We start from the raw sequence: 18,301 nt of genomic DNA, 5'->3' as shown, positions 1-18,301 counted from the left end.
CATCGGCGATGCGCATGCGCTCACTTTTCATTCTGTTATAGACTTGTTCGCGGACTTCAGGCACATAGTTGATGCGCTTGATTTTAAAATCCAGTATGGCAATCCCCAAATCACTGGCTTCTTGGTTGGCCGATTCCCTTATCATGTGCTGAATTTTTTCACGTCCCACTTCAATATTGATCAGTGAGTCGCTGATCATTTCAGCAATAACACCTGAAGATACGGGTGTGCGATTACTGGTCCGTACCACCTCTTCCAGATTATGATTGGCCACATAGTCCCGGGTTTCGCCATCCAAAATATCAGCAATACGGGAAAGCGCTCCCCGTTCATTGGTCAATCGGATAAAAAACTTCAGAGGGTCTGTTATTTGCCAGCGGGCATAAGAGTCCACAAAAATATACTTCTTATCCTTGGTTGGAATCTGGTTGGCATCCCCATCCCACTCCAAAAAACGCTTATCAAAGAAATTTGTTTTCTGAATAAAGGGTGTTTTAAAATTTAAACCGGGGGTCAAAATGGCATCACCTACAGGGCGTCCAAACTGGGTGATAACCACCTGCTCGGTCTCCTTGACAATAAAAACACTATTGAAGACAAATATAACGACTACCAAAAGTGCCAGAATTAATATTATGGGATTCTTCTTCATTTTTCGATTCATTTTACTGATTAGTAGTTTTATTCTGACTCATCTGCATCTGTAGCAGTGGCAATACATTGGTGCCTTCCTGGTCGGTAATGATCTTATTACCCAAATTAGGCAAAACACGCTGCATGGTTTCCAGGTATATCCTGCGTCTGGTCACATCAGGTGCTTTAATGTACTCTAAATAGAGCATATTAAAACGAGAAGCTTCACCTTGTGCATTATTCACCCGGGCCGTGGCATAACCTTCCGCTTTTTGAATGGTTTCCTTGGCCTGTCCACGTGCATGAGGAATGACTCTGTTGTATTCTGATTTGGCCTGATTAATCAGTGTTTCTTTCTCCTGTTGCGCCTCATTCACCGCATTAAAGGCTGCCTTAACAGGATCCGGTGGATTAACATCCTGCAGCACCACTTGTTCCACGCGTATTCCCAATGAATACTCGTCACTGAGCAACTGAATCTGTTCTTTCACAGCCAAGGCAACTTCTGTCCGCCCAACAGTCAGCACTTCATTGACTGTGCGATCACCCACCACCTGACGCATGGCTGATTCTGACACATCGCGCAAGGTACTTTCCGGATTCCTAACCATGAATAAATAATTGTAGGCGTCGCTGATTCTGTATTGAACCACCCATTCCACATCGGCCAGGTTCAAATCACCGGTTAACATCAATGATTCCTCCGAGGTGCCTTGCTTGGTATACTCAGAGCGCACATCTGAAGAGAGGGTACGAAAACCAAATTCCTGCTTCTGCTGACGCTCTACAGGCACTTTCTGTACAATTTCAATCAGGGGAATCTTAAAATTAAGACCCGACTCTACCATCCGGGTGTATTTCCCAAAACGGGTAATCACGCCGACTTCTTCAGCCCCTACCTGAAAAAAGCCACTCCACACCACAATGAGTAACAGAATACCGACAAGAATCTTTTTTACATTCTTGAAAATGGTCTGTACAAAGGGAGGGATTTCAATACCATCAAACTGATTTGTTGTCATATAAATGAATTAATAAATAAAAATTCTGTTATTGCTATTTAATAGTTCGTTATTGTTTTGTAAGTCACTGATTTTAATTTCACCTATCAACCTAATGATCCCGCTTCGCGGGACTACGCTTCGCTTGTCTCCAACCTAACGTTCTATTGACTATTTAAACCTGTTAAAATCATCAATTATCAAGGTTGCTTTAGTGCGCCAGTACTTTTAAAAATTTGCGCACAGCCTCCACCGTTTCCAATTTGTAATTGGCATTGGTGTGCTTAATACCTACTTTAATGGTAACAGCTGTCTCGGGCAATTCACGGAACAAGAATTCATCGGTCCAGTCGTCCCCCAAAGCCATAATAAAGTCGGCATTCATATTCATCAGGAAGCTATTGGCGGCAGCCCCCTTATTGATTCCGCCAGTTTTGACTTCAACCACTTTGTTGCCCTCCATAATTTCAAGGTTGTGATTGGCCACCAGTTCGGTCAGTTCATCCCGCAATTCCTTGGCGCGTAATTCGCCCAATTCTGCTTCGGCTTTGCGGTAATGCCAGACCAGAGAGTAGTTCTTTTCCTCTAAAAAGGAACCAGGCGTTCGGTCCACGTAACTATCCAATACCGGACGAATCATGGGCATCCATGAATTGGAAGCATTGGTCAGCATTTGCCAGTCTTCGCCCTTTCGGCGCAACCAAACCCCATGCTCACATATCAAATTCACATTTTGTCCTTCAAACCACTTTCCGAGTGTTTCTTTATCGCGTCCACTTATTATGGTCACAATATTTTTATCGATACTGGTCAGACTCTCAATCAGATTTTTCAATTCTGAATCGGGCTGAACCTCCTGGGGGTTATCTTTAAATCCCTTGAGCGTACCGTCATAATCGAGAAAAATGGCTCTTTTAGAGGCCTTATCGTACCTTTTAACAATCTCGTCACTGATTTTTTCGGTGATTTTCTTGGCCAGAAAGTCTTTCTGAATCCGGTTGACCCGTTGCAAGGCACCCACAAAATCCTTGGCCCATTTAAATACATCGTAACGCTTTAAGCGCTTTTGCATGGTGAGCATTCGGGATGCCTGCTCCTCAGGCGTCATTTCCAGAGCCTGAAGTATGGCCCTTTCCGTTTCATCCTCATCATTGGGATTGATCACGATGGCCTCGCCCATTTCTTTTACCACACCCGCCATCTCGCTGAGCACCATAACACCGGTTTGATTGATGCGGGAGGCCACATATTCTTTGGCCACCAGATTCATGCCGTCCCGCACAGGAGTGATGAGCGCCACATCAGACATGCTATATAGCTCCACCAAATTATTGAAAGGCATGGATCGGTAAAAATACCAAACCGGGGTGTAATTGATATTGCCATACAAACCGTTGATGCTTCCAACCAGCTCCTCCACCTCACTCTTTAAGCGCTGATAATGGATCACATTATTTCTGGAGGGCACAGAGAGTAATATCAGGGTTACTTTGCCATGATACTCGGGATGATTCTCCAGAAATTTACCAAAGGCCCTCAGGCGGTTGGGAATACCCTTGGAGTAATCCAAGCGGTCGATAGAAAGCACCAGCTTTCTATCCGGATCCATCAGGAAATACTTTTCCAGTTCTTTATGCACTTCAGAACGTTCCTTTAGGGGTGTTTGATGGATCTGTCGGGCAGCATCGGCAAATTTATCGAAGTCAATTCCCATGGGAAAGGCATCGGCCAATATGATTCGGTCATCAATGTGTATCTCATTAAAGGTGATTTCATAACCAAACAAGCGACGGACACTACTTAAAAAGTGACGCTCATAATCATAGGTATGAAAACCAATTAAATCGGCGCCCAACAAGCCCTTCAAAAGTTCCTTTCGCCAAGGCAAAATCCGAAACACCTCATACGAGGGAAAAGGAATGTGCAAAAAGTAACCAATAGTTATATTGGGACGTTGGCTTTTTATCATTTCGGGCACCAGCATCAACTGGTAATCGTGTACCCACACATAATCATCGTCTTCAACCACCTCCAAAACCTTATCGGCAAATTTCTGGTTAACGGCGACATAGGCCTCCCAAAATTCGGAATGAAAATCGACGTATTGGGCAAAATAATGAAAGAGCGGCCAAATGGTGTTGTTACAAAAGCCTTCATAAAACTCCTCCACCTCGCACTCGGTTAAATGAACAGATTCACAGCCCTCCTTGGCCAATAAGGTTTCAACCGACTGAAGCTCCTGTTTTGTCTTTGTATCGGAAGCGATGCCCGGCCAGCCAATCCATTTACCGTTAAAATCTTTATAAACGGAATTCATCCCGGTAGCTAAGCCTCCTACGCTGGGTTCAAGGGAGGGCTCATCATTCTGGTAACTAATGCTAAATGGTAATCGGTTAGATACAATATGTAGTTTTTTCATTTGGAATAGAGTTTTATATAGATGAAAATACTTTAGTTTTATTAAATTAGTGATTCTTAATGTATCTTAATGCGATTCATTACGTTTACTTATTCAGTTGATTTCTAACAAAGTTAATAAAAATTAGGGGCTTTTCCCCATTTTCAGGGTGAAATCGAAATTCGTTCCGCTTTCATTATTGGATCATTTTTCTCTATTTTACACCCAGAAACTATTTTCTTTTTTTCTGTGATAATTATTTTCTCCTTAAACCCCTAATTTCGAGTTAGAACATTTCTTAAATAGTGGATATCGAATGAAAAAACAATGTGAAAGGGGCCTCAACTACGGGGTTATTGGCAACTGTCGTAGTGGTGCTTTAATATCCAACAAAGGAGCGATAGAATGGTTGTGTTTGCCCAAATTTGATTCAGGGTCGGTTTTTGGAAAGCTGATGGATGAAGACAAAGGCGGTAGCTTTGATATATTGCCTGAAAACGAAGCCGATATCACCCAAAAATACGATTGGAACACCAATATTTTAATCACCCGTTTCTCCTGTAAGGATGGGATTTTTGAAGTTCATGACTTTATGCCGCGCTATAAGCTGGATGGTGGTAATTATTACTCGCCTCCGGATGTCATTCGCTACTTCAAGCATATTGAAGGCGCACCATCCTTTAGAATAAGATACGATCCCCGGTTGGAATATGCCACTTACGATACACGTATTGACATCTACAAAAGTTTTGTAAAAGCACAAACAACTAAAGGGGACTATGACTCGATGTATCTCTATTCGAGCATGAACATTTCCAACGTGGCCTGCAGGCAATTGCTGACCCTGACCAAGGATGAGTTTGTTTTATTGAGCTACAATCAGAAACTTCTGAAACAAACCGTTGAACGTTCCTACACCAAACTGACGCGGACCAAAGCCTACTGGCTGACCTGGTCGGAACGTACCACCAGCTTTGGCAAATACAACGAGGCCATCACACGAAGTGCGCTGGTTCTTAAGCTGTTAAGCTATCAGAAAACCGGTGCCATTTTGGCTGCTCTGACCACCTCCCTGCCGGAGACCATTGGTGAGGTGCGCAATTGGGATTACCGCTTTTGCTGGATCAGAGATGCCTCCATGGTGATCAAAATAATGACCAGTCTGGACCACTACAATCTGGCCCATCGCTACCTGCGGTTCATTACCGACCTGCTGCCGGATAAGGATGAGCGCATCCAAATCATGTATGGGATTGACGGCCAGAAAAAACTGACCGAAACAACCCTGGACCATTTATCGGGTTACTGCAACAGCGCCCCTGTCAGAGTCGGAAATGCCGCCTACAAACAGAAGCAAAACGACATCTACGGCATTTTAATGGATGTGATATATCAGCATTTCCACCTGTTTTCTGTTTCCCTGGAACACAGTGAAGAACTGTGGACCATTACCCGAAACATGGTGCGTGCCGTTGAGCGAAACTGGCAAAAGCCGGATAAGGGAATTTGGGAGATGCGTCAGAACAACAAGCATTTTACCTTTAGTAAGGTGCTTTGTTGGGTGGCAGTAGATCGGGCCATAAAAATTGCCTCGCTGTTACAGCAACAGGACCAGGTAGACGAGTGGGTGGATCTGCGGGATAAAATCAAGAAAGACATTCTGAAAAAAGCCTGGTGCAAAGAAAAGCAATCCTTCACCCAGGCCTATGGATATGATGATTTGGATGCCTCTGTCCTTTTGATGGAATTCTACGGATTTCTTTCGGGTCGCGATCCCCAGTTTGTGAGCACGGTTAAAGCCATTCAGGGTGAGCTGGAGCATAACGGCCTGATGTTCCGTTACAAAAACAAAGATGATTTTGGCGAACCATCATCGGCTTTTACCATCTGTTCTTTTTGGCTGGTGCGGGCCCTCTTCATGATTGGCGAAGAAGATCTGGCCAAGGAAAAGTTTGACAAACTACTGACTTATTCCAATCATTTGGGACTGTTCAGTGAGGACCTTGACTTTGAAACCAAGCGCTTACTGGGTAATTTCCCACAAGCCTATTCTCATCTGGCCTTGATCGACACGGCCATGCTGTTGAGTGGTGGAAAACTGAGCAAGGAAGAATTGTTGCTACAGATCATCCATTAATTAAAGAACCATCAACCAGTCGCCCAGCATCTGATAAAGCTGGGCGTTCTCATTGATCCATTCCATGGCATCGGCCGGATACCGGCTGTATGCTATGTGATGGGCCATAGGAACATCAAATCCCAATCGGGACAACTGACCATAAAAGTCAGAATAAAAAATCCATAAAGCATCTGAAGATGACACAGAGGCCGTTTGCACGCTTTGCATCAGTGCCAGGGATTCTGCCACAAACCACTCGCCCTTATCATCGGGACCTCCGGTATAAGCGGTCGGAACATAATCAACGGTAAATCCTTTACTAGCCTTAGACACTTTCGAAACGCTCTCTTTGGAAATGGACCAGCTATCATACAAACGCTCAATAAGCGCCACCACGTCCCCACTGTTTAAGGCATCCTGATGCAACAACAAATAATACATCAAGGGCAAGGCGGCTTTTAAATTCTCACCTCTGCGATACATATTTTCACCCAACAAAATATGGGCAGATCCAAATGCGGGATAGGCATGTATGGAACGCAGCAAAAGCCGTTCGCCCTCTTCTGAATCAAAAGGAATAATGATTCGGCCGGCATGGTACAGTAACAAATAATCAGCAGGAAAGGCCTTTAAGCCCTGATCGAGCCAACGATCCCGTTGGCTGACATTGCCCATGGCATCATGCGCCAGCACACCGGCCAAATAAGCATCCGCGGAGGGATACTGCTTATCTTTCCGCGCCTCCACAGCTTTTTCCAAAGCCCTTTCGGCATCACCCTTTTGAATATAAGCCAGTGCCAATCCACCCAAAACCTCGCCATCGGTCACGCCTTTCAGCACCGCCTGGTTGAGATAGACCATGGCCGAATCGGTTTTGCCCTCATTGAGCAATTCCAGTCCACGCCCTTTATATTCAAGGCCGCCAATTTGGCCGAAAGCGAATTGGCCCGCCATCACAAAAAGGGCCATTATTATAGTCATCCTGATCATCGTCTCTGTTTTTATAGTCGCTTAGGGCTTAACATTAATCGTGCCACCCTGACTGTGACCGCCAAATTCAGGGGCATAAAAACAACTGACCTGAACGGGACCCTGGACCGCTTTTCCCCGGAACGATACGCTGACTTCCCAGCTGAGCGTGTAACGGCCTTTGCAGATGGTCTACAAACAATCCGGCACCGGCATCGGTCACCGACAAGTAATACCCCAGTCCCGAGGCATAGCGGTAACCCGACAATAAATCTACCGGCTCTAAACTCGCGGCCCTTGGGGCATCAACATGTAAAAAATCAAGTGGCTGGGGTGTCTCTACCACAAGGCGCTGCATGAGGCGGTCGCCAGGTTTCAATTCGGTATCGGCTCCAACCGGCACCCACTTCTCCCGGTTATCAATCATCTCGCGCTTCAGCAAACTGCTCTGCACGTCCAGAAAGCCACCGGCTTGAACGGAGTCGGCCGACTGGTAATAACTCAACTGCACCGAAGCGAAAGAAGGGGTGTCTTTTTGCTTATCGATGACAATAGCGCCGTAACGGGCATCAATGGCACTGCCCTGGAGGGAGAAACTCCGGTAACCAGAGGCAGTTTCAGTGGCACCAAAGGCGATGGCCTGACCATCCACCAGCAGTTTGTCCGACCCGGAAACATCAAAGAGCTCGCGCGAAGCCCCGGCTAATGCGTAAATGGCCGAAACGGTGGCGCGCGTTGTGCGCCACTGCTGGGTGCGCTTTTGTTGGATCACCCAGTTCTCCATGCCGGTCAACACACCATCATTGGAACCCGATTCTCTGAATGCTTCCATAGCCGCCACGTGCGTTTCGATGGAGGACAGCGACCAATGGGGGCCATCAGGCAACTTGAAAAAACGGGTGTCGTTCTCCCCGGTCAACAAATACTCCTTTAGGGATTGAATCAGTTGCGCAGCTTCCAGGTCAAATCCCCGACGTTTTAAAACCAGTGCGGCATAAGATTGCAGCATGACGGGTTCGCGCGGCAGCTGCTGTCGGAGGATGTTCACCCAGAAATCGACTTCCGTTCCGTTATAGCGGTCCGACCAGTAACTCAATGCATACAGCTTGTGAATAACGCGGGCAGGGACGACTGCTTCCTGTTCCTTATCTGCTCGCTTTTCCCAAGCATTCTTTTCATCTTTCAGTTGCTCCAATAGCCAGCGGGCCGATTGGTCGACCATTTGCTGAACATCCTCCTCCCACTCAACGCCCATCTTATTCAAATAGCCGAAGCCGGCCAAAATTTGGATAGTGGTGGCCTCCGAAGGATACATGCCGCTGAACCAGGGCCAGGCGCCATCGGACAATTGCATTTGCTGCAACAGTTGCAGGGCCGAATAGATTTCGTTATCCATTTGTCCCTCCACCACCAGTGAGGTCAGCCTTTTGCGACGCTCGGTGTCGTTCTGCGCCTCCGTCAGCCACGGCGTGGCGGTCAGCAAGGCAGATTTCAACTCCGGATGTTTTTCGAGGGCCGACAACAAGGCATTCTCATCCCCTTCCAACTCTTGGGCCCAGACTTTCAACACCCTTTCTATGGCCGGATATTGCTTAAATATTTGTTGCGCTACAGTGGCCGCATAAAAGCGGTTAAAAACCTGATCGGCACTTTCATGGGGCCGCTCCATCAGCCAGGGCAAAGCGCCCAGGACTTCCCAGGCCGCATGCTCGGTATAGGTCAGGGTGAAATTTTCAAAACTGTCCATTTTCCCATCCTTTAAGGTGGGGGTATTCAGCGTGTGACGACCCGATTGGGTCAACATCAAAGGTTGTGTTTCTGTTACCAAAGTGCGCGAAGGCAAAACCGGAATCAGGTGGCGCTCTCCATCGCTGATTTGGCCAGAAAAAGCAGAAAGGGTAACCTCCAGGGCTTTCAGCCCCTCAGGAACCACCACTTTCCAGGATACGGCGGCGCTGCCCCCGGCATCGGCTTCCCATATTTGGTCGGCCAGCTCCCCGCCCACTGTCACCAGTTCTCCGGTCACGGCATCTCTTATCTCCAATTGAGCCATGCCCCCCAACTGCTTGTCACTGCTATTGAGGATGTTGGCCGCAAACCACAACTCATCCCCTTCCCGCACCACTCGGGGCATATTGGGGACCACCATCAGTTCGCGGGAGGCCACAATCATCTGCTCCACGTTGGCGGAAGCACCCTCTTTGGTGTGCGCCAGGGCCATAAAGCGCCAACGGGTGAGACTACCAGGCATGGTAAAACTGAACTCCGCTTTACCTTCACCGGAGCTGAACAGGTGGGGCAAAAAGAAGGCGGTTTCATTGAGGTTGGTGCGCAGTTGGGGCAAGTCAAAGGAGCCATCTTCCACGATCTTCAAAGCGTTGTTGACACCCGGAGGTGGCGGTGGTGGCGGATGACTTCCTTCCTGCCGTGTAATCGCAATGGATGCTTCCGCTTCCTCTTGGACCTCCATTGTCATAAAGAGTTCGCCATCTCCAGCCGACTTCAACCCACCCCTTGAACGCACCAAATCATGACTTCCATATCCGCTGCCCCATTCCTGCGTCCAGAAAAAGAAGGGATAGGCAGCAGGCTGCAACATTTTAGAACCAAAATCCCATCGACCGCCCTGATGATTGAAATAAAAACCATCCCAGCCCCACAATCTTCTGCTATAGGAACGGTAGTAATGCGGACTTACACTTAAACGGTTGGCCCCATAAGTGTCCAGCGCAGCATCGTACATCAAAGCCAAAATCTCTGCCTTCACCGGCCGATCATTCCCATCGGTAACTGTCAAGGTCCACATCTCCTCATCACCGGGCTTCACTTTATCCCGAAAGCTTGAAAGGACCAGATTCAATTCTTTTTGAGGATCGAGAATCTTTACTGTGGATTCCTGAGTCTCAATGCGCTTGTTTTTTATGGTGGCCACTTGCAAGGTGATGTCACCCTGTAGATGAGGCTCGACCGGGATGGAAATTTTATGCCAGCGTCCCTTAAGGGTTACGGTCTCATTAATAAGTTCATGTGGGCCAGAAACCCCATAAATCTGCACATGAGCAGGGTTGTGAAGGGAACCAACTAAAAACTCAGCCCTTTCACCGGGCCGTACTTCCTGTCCGGTCAGGTTGATCAGCGAAAGGCCTTCACCAAGTTGATAGTTCGCCTGAGATGGATTAACCACTTTAAAGGGGGCGACAGATTCCAAAGTATCGCCCGTCACATCCAGAATGGAAGTCCGAATTTGGTAGTGTCCGGTGACCAGAGACTCTTTCAGTGCGATTGAATGATCCGCCGTTCCGGAAACGGTCCATTGGCCGGTGCTTAAAACACGCGCCACTTCAAGTTTCGAAGTCAGGTCTGGTTTGGGTTGAGTCGACTGCCACAAAACGGTGTCGGGCTGCTCCCAAAAAGGCTGAGGGGGTAATTCCGTCAGTTCCTTTAACTTTTCTAAAGCATAGCTCACCCGACCACTCACCGGTTCTCCTGAGTGATTGGACAAGGAAACGTTGACTGAGACAGAACGAACGTGGGTGCCAATGACTTCGTCCTTGGTGCTTGTGTTCATTTGATAGCCCTGGTGGCTCAGGAATATGGAGGAACTCCCCGACTGCATTTCACCATTGGTATCGGTCACATCCACTTCCACGGAATAATTCATATAACCGGTCTTTCCGGAAACCGGAAAGCCATCTGCCAGGAAGTCAATGTTCCATACCCCCTTATCATCGGTGATCCCGGTGCCCGTTGCGAGGACTTTGGACCGCGCCCCATTGTTCCGCCACCAAACATGACTGTATCGGGTTACGCGCCATTCCACTTTTGCTTTGGACAAAGGCAAACCGGTTAAGGTGATGGCCTTGGCCGAAACACTGAGCGAATCGCCCACCACAGCCAAACCTTTATAGGGTTCCACCACCACTTCAAAACGAGGTCGTTTGTAGGCTTCCACCTGAATGTTTGTGGAACCAAAAGGTGATTGCAAGGTAAAACTACCCGTCAGTCCACCCTTTGGCAGTATAAACTGCCCCGAAACGGATCCGTAATCATTGGTCTTCAGAGATTGAGAAGACAATTCCCGGCCATTCACATCGCGCAAAGAAAGGCTCAGATTCTGCCCCTCCATGGCTGTTAACTGTTCTCCCTCCTGCTCCAGCAACAAGGCTTTAAAATGCACAGTCTGGCCGGGACGGTATACTTTTCGGTCACTAAAAATAAAGGATCGCTGATGGGCGGCAGGCACTTTCTGTTGATCCGGCTGCCCCCACCATTGACTACCACCAAAATAGGTGTCCTCTCCGTTTACGACAACCACACGACGATTACCGTGCGCCTGAGTAATATAAGGAATGACAATCTGACCTTTCTCATCCGTGGGCCCAAAACGATCTTTTCGTGCCCTATCTCCATATCGGGCAGCGGTAAACACATCCACCATGGCCCCCTCAACAACTGCTCCGCTGACTCTGTTCCTGACAGCTACCGTAACACCCTTCTCCCCCGCCAATTCCATAAAAGCGAGATCACTCACCTGAATCAATGCGTAACTGAAAAGCTTGTTGTCTGGCAGATGTTTGGAATTAAAAGGACTATCAGACACCAACACCGCATAAAGTCCATAAGGCAAAACAGTATCGGTCATTAGTTCTGCGCTATGCGATTGGTAATCACCATAAACGGGCAAATCAGTCACCGTCTCCCACAAAGGCCGGGTATCGCCCATTTTATTTAAAATCCATTTCTCATCAGGCATCCTCAAGTGGTCGTAGGGAAGATTATTCAAGGGGAAGATGTAGGTATATAAACGGTCGAAATTTCTGTATTCTACCATATACTTGACCACCTCGCCGGAGGCCACCACCCCTTCGCTCTGTATAGTCAGCAAAGGAAGGGTTATTTGCTCCATGAGCGCCCGGGCCAATAGACCTCCTTCACTTTCAGGAAAACCTTCTGCAGCCTCTTTGGCCAATTCATAGGCCTCTGATTTAAATTGACGTTGGGCATCTTCCTCTTCGAAATGCCAGAATCGATACAACAAATTGGCATGGCTATACAATACGGATGCCTGAATCTCAAGCCCCTGGGTCTGGTGCCTCAACTGTTTCAGGGCTTGCTCATATTTACCCAGCGCTTTGGCACCCAAATACAAGGGATACATTAACTGCAAGCGCATTAAATCTATGTCGGTCACGACCTCCATATTGCCTTCGTTATCCCGGTATTGCAACCATTCCTGCAGCAATTCAATGGCTTTGATGGTCGTTGGCAGATTGTCGGTCACCGGCAGGGACATTTGCAGGAAGGTGGAACGGTCGGCCATTAACGAGTCGTTATCCAACTCAAAAACACGGCTTTCCGGCCAGACGAAAAAAGCATCGTCCATCAACCTCTCCACCGTTCGGGCCACCAGTAAATCATATATAGTTGGCCGTAAATGCCTTTTCTCATCCCTGTTCAGCAAAAGCGGCAGGTATTTCTCAGAAGACTCAGAAGCCAGCAATTCCTTATTTTCCAACGACAGAAGATAGTGCTCGCGCGCCCTGAAAGAAATTTCCATAGCACTCATCTCATGCAGGTTTTCACTATTGGTAATCACATCGCCTTTTTGAAGTAACTTCCATCGATGTTGGCTGTAAAACTGGTGGTACAGATCGCCCAAAATACTGTGAACCATTTGACGGGCCGGCATCCAAAGCGAATCGACCTCCTGCTCCAATTGGCGGATAGACTTCACCAGAGCATCCTCCTCAGTAGCTTCCATCAGCCTGACCCGATACACCACCGATTGGATATAATCTACGGTATTGTTCTCTGAGAGACTGCGCTGATGAATGGTCTCAACCACTGCCAGTCCCGACCGCGGAAGATTCTGCTGATCAAACGAATCCACCTGCTGCCAAAGTTGTTCGATGGGTTCAGGTGAAGTGACCCTGCTTGTCTGGCAGCCCGGCATAAGCACAACAAAAAGCACTATAAAACTAAGAAATATAGAACGCATACTTTTAAGAATTAACTCGACAGAACAATAGACATAAAGCACCCTCAAATTAAGAATAATCCGTGAGAATATCATCTTTCGAAGCAGCACAAGGAAAAGATTCTGCCAGGAACAGTCTCACTGCAGTCTGATAGCATTATTTATGCCAGAGCTCCTCCCTGTTGAAAGAAAATCCGTTTTGCAAAAACAACTTCAAAAAACAATCAATTCCTTGCAGACTCAGTCGAAAAAGAATACTTTTGAACAACTAATAGCACGAATTAAAAAAATCGTAACACTATGAGCGTTGTTCGTTTTGGCGTATCGCTTGAGAAAGAATTATTGGATCAGCTCGACGATCTGGTCACCAAAAACAGGTTTTCCAATCGTTCCCAGGCCATCCGACAATTGATTGCCGATCATGGAGCTCTCAGCAAATGGGAGTGCAACAACCTGGTAGTAGGCTCCATCACTTTGGTATACAACCACCATAAAAGAGAGCTGTTAACCCTTCTGAATGAGGTGCAGCACGCTTTTCACGAGGAGGTTTTAGCTGCTCAACATTTTCATCTGGGCAACGACCATTGTCTGGAAATTATTGCGGTCAAAGGAAAGGCAGTCCGTTTGACGGAACTGGCCGACCGGCTGATTGCCCTCAAGGGCATTCAGCATGGAAAATTAACCATGAGCAGAATAACGTAAAATGACACATAGCCCGCAAGACACAAACGCCCGGTATTCCTGTTATCCATATAGAAAAATAGGGATAGGGCTCGCCATGGGGATAGGGCTGCTCCATCTCTTGCTAATAAATAGCTGCCGACCAAAATCAACATCGGATTCAAGCGCTTCAACCGTTATAAGGGATATGCTCAGTCGTAAGGTGGAAGTTCCTCTGGAAGTTAGGCAAATGGTGGGTGTGGGACCAGGAGCCTTACGCTTTTTGGTTTACATGCAACTGACCGACCGCATATCTGGTGTGGAAGATATAGAACTTCGTCCCGGTCGCGCCTATGCCTATGCGCAACCCTCGTTAAAGGAAAAATCCATCATCGGCCCCATGCGTGGAGGAGATGCCGAATTACTGACGGCCCACCAACCCGATGTTATTTTCATGACCGGAGGAACTGCTGGTGAGGCAGACGACTTGCAAAAACAGACTGGCATTCCGGTAGTGGCATTGCAGACAGGTAACTTCAACAAGCAAAGAGAGACTTTCAACCGGGCCCTGCAAATGATTGGAGAAATCACCCAAACGGAAAAGCGGGCGGCGGACATCATCCAGTTTATCAACAGAGAAATAGAAGCATTAAAAAATAATGTGCCGGAGGAATTTATACAGAGCCGTGTATATGTAGGGGGAATTTCATACAGCGGCGCGCGTGGATTGACTTCGACCATTCCTTTCTACGATGCCTTTGAGTTTGTAAAGGCGAAAAATGTTGCGGCAGGTCTGGCTGACACTCACCATGTCGAAGGAAGCAACGCCACCACCATCGATTTGGAACAACTCATCGTCTGGAATCCCGATTACCTTTTTATAGATGCCGCAGGATTAACGCTATCTCAGCCACAACTATCTCCGGAATCCCCCCTGCATATCACCCTCAGGGCTTTCCGGGAGAAGACGCTATATACCCTAATGCCTTACAACTGGTATTCAACCAATTATGAAACCATACTGGTCAATGCCTGGTACATCGCTTCGGTCATCTATCCGGAACGGGTTTCCGACTTCCAATTTCTGGCCCGCAGGAAAGCCATTTATGAGTTTATGATAGGTAAAGATATCAGTGATGACCTGCTAAAAATGTATGAAGGATGGAAGCCACTCAACCGTTTTTAACCGCAAAGATTTTTCAATGGATGCCCTACAAAAAATAGCCTTTAAACGATCGGTCATTCTAACGGGGTCTGTCCTGGCCCTGCTGCTTTTAATGCTGGTAGCGTTATCCCAAGGGAGTTCAGGTATTTCTTTCCGACAAATGGCTGTTGCTCTTATGGACAGCAATGATGAAATCGTTCACCAAATTGTTTTTAAAATACGCTTACCCAGGATCCTGGCAGCCGTTTTGGCCGGGGCTGCCCTCTCCGTCTCGGGCGCCGTTATCCAGACAGTGATTCGCAATCCACTGGGATCTCCCTACACCCTGGGCTTAAGCGCTGCATCGATGTTTGGAGCAGCCTTAGCCATTGTCACACTGGGCTATCTGGCGCAGATGGGCATGGCACAGAACCTGCAACACAACCCCTATATAGTGACCGCTTCGGCCTTTGTCTTCGGACTGCTTTGTGCCCTTCTCATCACCGGATTTGCACGCTGGGGTGGGGCTACACCAGAAACCCTCGTAATGGCAGGGATAATACTTTCGGCGCTGTTTGGGTCCGCCACATCGCTCATGCAATATGTATCCAATGATGTAGAGCTGGCCGCGATCGTAAGCTGGATGTTTGGCGATTTAGGAAAGGCCACCATACAAAACACCTGGCTGGTGTTCTTCATCGTACTGCCTTCCATTGCCTGGTTTTTACTCAACACCTTCAACCTTTCCACCTCAGTGCCGGCGATGAAGTAGCCACCAGTCTGGGCGTTAAAGTCAACCGACTTAGAATGATCACGGTCATGGTGGCCTCACTGGTCACTGCAGTCACCGTGGCCTTTTACGGCGTTATTGCGTTTGTGGGACTAATCATCCCGCATGTGACACGCAAAATACTGGGATTTAACGAACGCCCCGTGATTATCGGATCTGCTCTGTTTGGTGCCCTATTTCTGCTGGCCAGCGACATGCTGGCCCGCACCTTGTTAGCACCAATAGTGATTCCGGTAGGCATCATCACCTCCTTTGTTGGAGCGCCCTTTTTTCTCTATCTGTTGTTTAACCGAATTAAAAAGCGATGAGCCATGCGTATCACTTTTAAAAACATACACTTTGCCTACCATAAGAAACCAGTGCTTAAAGGCCTGTCAGGCTATATTGAGCCGGGAGGTTTTTACGCGGTCATTGGCCCCAACGGTTGTGGCAAAAGCACTTTTATTAAATGCTTGAACAACCTGCTTCATCCTCAAAAAGGGGAAATTCTAATCCATAACACGTCCATTCAAAAATACAAATCGCAACAACTGGCCAGGACCATAGGCTATGTGGCTCAATCGTCCAACATGCTATTCCCCCTCGATGTTTACAGTACCGTCATGCTGGGCCGTCGACCACATGTAGGCTGGCTTCCGGGAGTCAATGACCGGAAAATTGTGATGCAGGTCATTGAGAAGTTGGGACTGCAACATAAAACCCTCACCTATCTGAATGAATTGAGCGGAGGGGAGCAGCAACGGGTTCACATTGCCCGGGCTTTGGCACAACAACCCGCCATACTCATGCTGGATGAACCAACATCCAGTCTCGATTTAAAATATCAGATGGAGGTCATGAAAATCCTTAAAGAAGTCTCCCAACAAGGCATTACCGTTGTGGCCAGCATACATGATCTGAATCTGGCTCTTAGGTTTGCCACACATTTCATACTAATGAAAGAGGGAAGAATCATAGAACAAGGGGAAAAAGACCTGGTCACCGAAGAGAATGTCCACCGGATTTATGACACCAAAATGCGAAAAATTACAGAAAATGAATCCTTTTATTTTCATCCTTGTTGATCACCAAAACGATTGGTACGCTTAAAATCGTTCACCAACTTATTAAGCTTGTAGTTACGCTGCAGGAGGCCGGTAATTTTGCCGGCTAAGCCGGCAAAAATGATGGCCATCACAAAAAGCCCAAGAATCCATTGACGGTTCAGGTCAGAGTAATTAACCATTAAAACAAGGCCGATAATGAAAACAGGAGAAGCATACATAATGAACTGCCTGCCTGAAGCACAGCCACATTCGCTCAGCAAATCGTTGAAACGGGTTTCCCAGGCAGTATTGGCCTCATCACTCAACTCGGTCATTCGAAAAACGACTTCCTTGGGACGCTTTTTGGCTGCCAAATGCAAATCGGCCATTGAAACGATGTCCATAACAAAAATATATTTGACGATGATTAAATGACGCATCTCGCATGCCATAAAGGAGTAAGATATACAAGATCCCCCCACAGATGGCATTCATGAGTACCCGAAGATAAGGAAAAAGTAACAGATAATTGATCCATAACCACATCAAACAAGCATTAAACCATGTCCATACCATTTACACCCATCGGATTTGTCAGAAACCACATCATTGAGAAGCGTGAAGGGTTCACCAAAAAAGGAGAACGGAGTGAAATTGAAATTCTGCCTGAATTTTCTGACGGTTTATACAAGCTGAATGAGAACACCTATATTGATGTCCTGTTTTACTTCAACCGCTCGGAAAAATACGACCTCATCACCCGTACTATTACCGGGGAAATAAAAGGTGTTTTCGCATCCCGCAGCCCACACCGTCCCAATGGAGTGGGCGTAACGACCGTTAAGCTGCTTGAAATACAGGGGGCTGTTTTGGTAGTATCCGGACTGGATGCCATGAATAACAGCCCGATTATAGATATTAAACCATGCGATAAATCCTTTTTTGATGAGCAATCCCCCACAGCTGCGATCCAAAAAGAAAAACTTACCAACAACCCCCGCTTTGAAATCATTAAAGCCATCAAATCAGAAAATTATGAATGGTTATTGATCCAGGCAGCACAGCTGCACGGTCACTTTTGTCCGGGGTTGGCCATGGGTGTTTTGGCTGCTGTCAAAGCAGTTAATGAGCTCAACGCCCATACGGATGAGATGAAAGACATATGGGCCATTACAGAAACCAATGGTTGTTTTTCAGATGGCATCCAGATGGTAACAGGCTGTACTTTTGGCAATAAAAACCTCATTTTGAAAGACCATGAAAAAACAGCTCTAACGCTTTTTCGTATAAATGATAAAGGCTTCAGGATTTATCCAAAAATGCAGACAAGTGACATCCTAAAGGAGAAATTTCCTGATTTTGATTGGCGCTTCCATCAAATAAAAATAGACAAAAACCAGGATGACGAACTCAGATCCCGGTTCAAAAAAGTCTCCCGTGAATGTTCATTTGAGCTATTGCAATTACCATTTGAGGAGCTGTTCTCCATGGAGGAAATTGAAACCGGAATAAAACCTTAGACTTTCTTTTGAAGTTGTATATCCATTTGTTAACAAAACCATAACATTAATTTTACTGTCAAAAC

General features: G+C 47.0%; 11 protein-coding genes and 1 pseudogene. 6 read left to right on the top strand and 6 right to left on the bottom strand.

What is annotated here, in order from left to right:
* The 3 genes from hflC to JCM15548_RS18350 all read right to left on the bottom strand — a co-directional run.
* Positions 1–652 (bottom strand): protease modulator HflC (gene hflC, locus JCM15548_RS18360; protein ID WP_062128368.1); only part of this gene is annotated, 652 nt, incomplete at its 3' end.
* A 13-nt stretch (positions 653–665) separates the two neighbouring features.
* Positions 666–1,655 (bottom strand): FtsH protease activity modulator HflK, encoded by a 990-nt coding sequence (gene hflK, locus JCM15548_RS18355; RefSeq protein ID WP_062128367.1) that lies wholly within the window; start codon positions 1,653–1,655, stop codon positions 666–668.
* A gap of 190 nt (positions 1,656–1,845) precedes the next feature.
* Entirely contained in the window at positions 1,846–4,053 is a 2,208-nt protein-coding gene (locus tag JCM15548_RS18350) for a bifunctional alpha,alpha-trehalose-phosphate synthase (UDP-forming)/trehalose-phosphatase (protein WP_062128365.1), read from the bottom strand.
* Positions 4,054–4,348: 295 nt separating this feature from the next.
* On the opposite strand from JCM15548_RS18350, the gene JCM15548_RS18345 reads away from it, so the two are divergent.
* Entirely contained in the window at positions 4,349–6,169 is a 1,821-nt protein-coding gene (locus tag JCM15548_RS18345; protein WP_062128363.1) for a glycoside hydrolase family 15 protein, read from the top strand.
* On the opposite strand, the gene JCM15548_RS18340 is transcribed toward JCM15548_RS18345, so the two are convergent.
* A complete protein-coding gene (locus JCM15548_RS18340) occupies positions 6,170–7,141 on the bottom strand; it encodes a tetratricopeptide repeat protein (protein ID WP_157482938.1) in 972 nt (323 codons plus the stop codon).
* A gap of 67 nt (positions 7,142–7,208) precedes the next feature.
* Positions 7,209–13,118, bottom strand: coding sequence for an MG2 domain-containing protein (locus JCM15548_RS18335; RefSeq protein WP_062128359.1), 5,910 nt, complete (start codon positions 13,116–13,118; stop codon positions 7,209–7,211).
* Positions 13,119–13,397: 279 nt separating this feature from the next.
* Between JCM15548_RS18335 and nikR the strand changes: the two genes are divergently transcribed.
* From nikR to JCM15548_RS18310, 4 genes and pseudogenes are all read left to right on the top strand, one after another.
* The gene (nikR, locus tag JCM15548_RS18330; RefSeq protein ID WP_062128357.1) at positions 13,398–13,799 is read left to right on the top strand and encodes a nickel-responsive transcriptional regulator NikR; all 402 of its coding nucleotides are present in this window, start codon (positions 13,398–13,400) and stop codon (positions 13,797–13,799) included.
* Positions 13,800–13,965: 166 nt separating this feature from the next.
* Positions 13,966–14,943 (top strand): ABC transporter substrate-binding protein, encoded by a 978-nt coding sequence (locus JCM15548_RS18325; RefSeq protein ID WP_062128355.1) that lies wholly within the window; start codon positions 13,966–13,968, stop codon positions 14,941–14,943.
* A pseudogene (locus JCM15548_RS25850) lies at positions 14,912–15,999 on the top strand (FecCD family ABC transporter permease). Before JCM15548_RS18325 ends, JCM15548_RS25850 begins: the two are co-directional and overlap by 32 nt.
* A gap of 3 nt (positions 16,000–16,002) precedes the next feature.
* Positions 16,003–16,755, top strand: a complete 753-nt coding sequence (locus JCM15548_RS18310) for an ABC transporter ATP-binding protein (RefSeq protein ID WP_062128350.1) — start codon at positions 16,003–16,005, stop codon at positions 16,753–16,755.
* Here JCM15548_RS18310 and JCM15548_RS18305 read toward each other — a convergent pair.
* The gene (locus JCM15548_RS18305) at positions 16,743–17,120 is read right to left on the bottom strand and encodes a hypothetical protein (protein WP_062128348.1); all 378 of its coding nucleotides are present in this window, start codon (positions 17,118–17,120) and stop codon (positions 16,743–16,745) included. The two genes, JCM15548_RS18310 and JCM15548_RS18305, sit on opposite strands and share 13 nt — an antisense overlap.
* A 159-nt stretch (positions 17,121–17,279) precedes the next feature.
* On the opposite strand from JCM15548_RS18305, the gene tsaA reads away from it, so the two are divergent.
* Positions 17,280–18,236 carry a tRNA (N6-threonylcarbamoyladenosine(37)-N6)-methyltransferase TrmO gene (gene tsaA / locus JCM15548_RS18300; RefSeq protein WP_062128346.1) on the top strand — a complete coding sequence of 319 codons (957 nt, stop codon included), beginning with the start codon at positions 17,280–17,282 and terminating at the stop codon, positions 18,234–18,236.
* Positions 18,237–18,301: the final 65 nt, after the last annotated feature.

This window comes from Geofilum rubicundum JCM 15548 (assembly GCF_000974365.1).
GTDB classification, from domain to species: Bacteria; Bacteroidota; Bacteroidia; order Bacteroidales; family Marinilabiliaceae; genus Geofilum; species Geofilum rubicundum.
The sequence above is the reverse complement of the archived record's forward strand: the minus strand, read 5'-3'. Positions and strand labels throughout refer to the sequence as shown.

Bases quoted from the DNA above. Each gene is read 5' to 3' on its own strand.
- hflK (WP_062128367.1), bottom strand. From the start codon at position 1,655: ATGACAACAAATCAGTTTGATGGTATTGAAATCCCTCCCTTTGTACAG.
- nikR (WP_062128357.1), top strand. From the start codon at position 13,398: ATGAGCGTTGTTCGTTTTGGCGTATCGCTTGAGAAAGAATTATTGGAT.
- tsaA (WP_062128346.1), top strand. From the start codon at position 17,280: ATGTCCATACCATTTACACCCATCGGATTTGTCAGAAACCACATCATT.
- JCM15548_RS18335 (WP_062128359.1), bottom strand. From the start codon at position 13,118: ATGCGTTCTATATTTCTTAGTTTTATAGTGCTTTTTGTTGTGCTTATG.
- JCM15548_RS18325 (WP_062128355.1), top strand. From the start codon at position 13,966: ATGCTCAGTCGTAAGGTGGAAGTTCCTCTGGAAGTTAGGCAAATGGTG.
- JCM15548_RS18310 (WP_062128350.1), top strand. From the start codon at position 16,003: ATGCGTATCACTTTTAAAAACATACACTTTGCCTACCATAAGAAACCA.
- JCM15548_RS18340 (WP_157482938.1), bottom strand. From the start codon at position 7,141: ATGATCAGGATGACTATAATAATGGCCCTTTTTGTGATGGCGGGCCAA.
- JCM15548_RS18345 (WP_062128363.1), top strand. From the start codon at position 4,349: ATGAAAAAACAATGTGAAAGGGGCCTCAACTACGGGGTTATTGGCAAC.
- JCM15548_RS18305 (WP_062128348.1), bottom strand. From the start codon at position 17,120: ATGGACATCGTTTCAATGGCCGATTTGCATTTGGCAGCCAAAAAGCGT.
- JCM15548_RS18350 (WP_062128365.1), bottom strand. From the start codon at position 4,053: ATGAAAAAACTACATATTGTATCTAACCGATTACCATTTAGCATTAGT.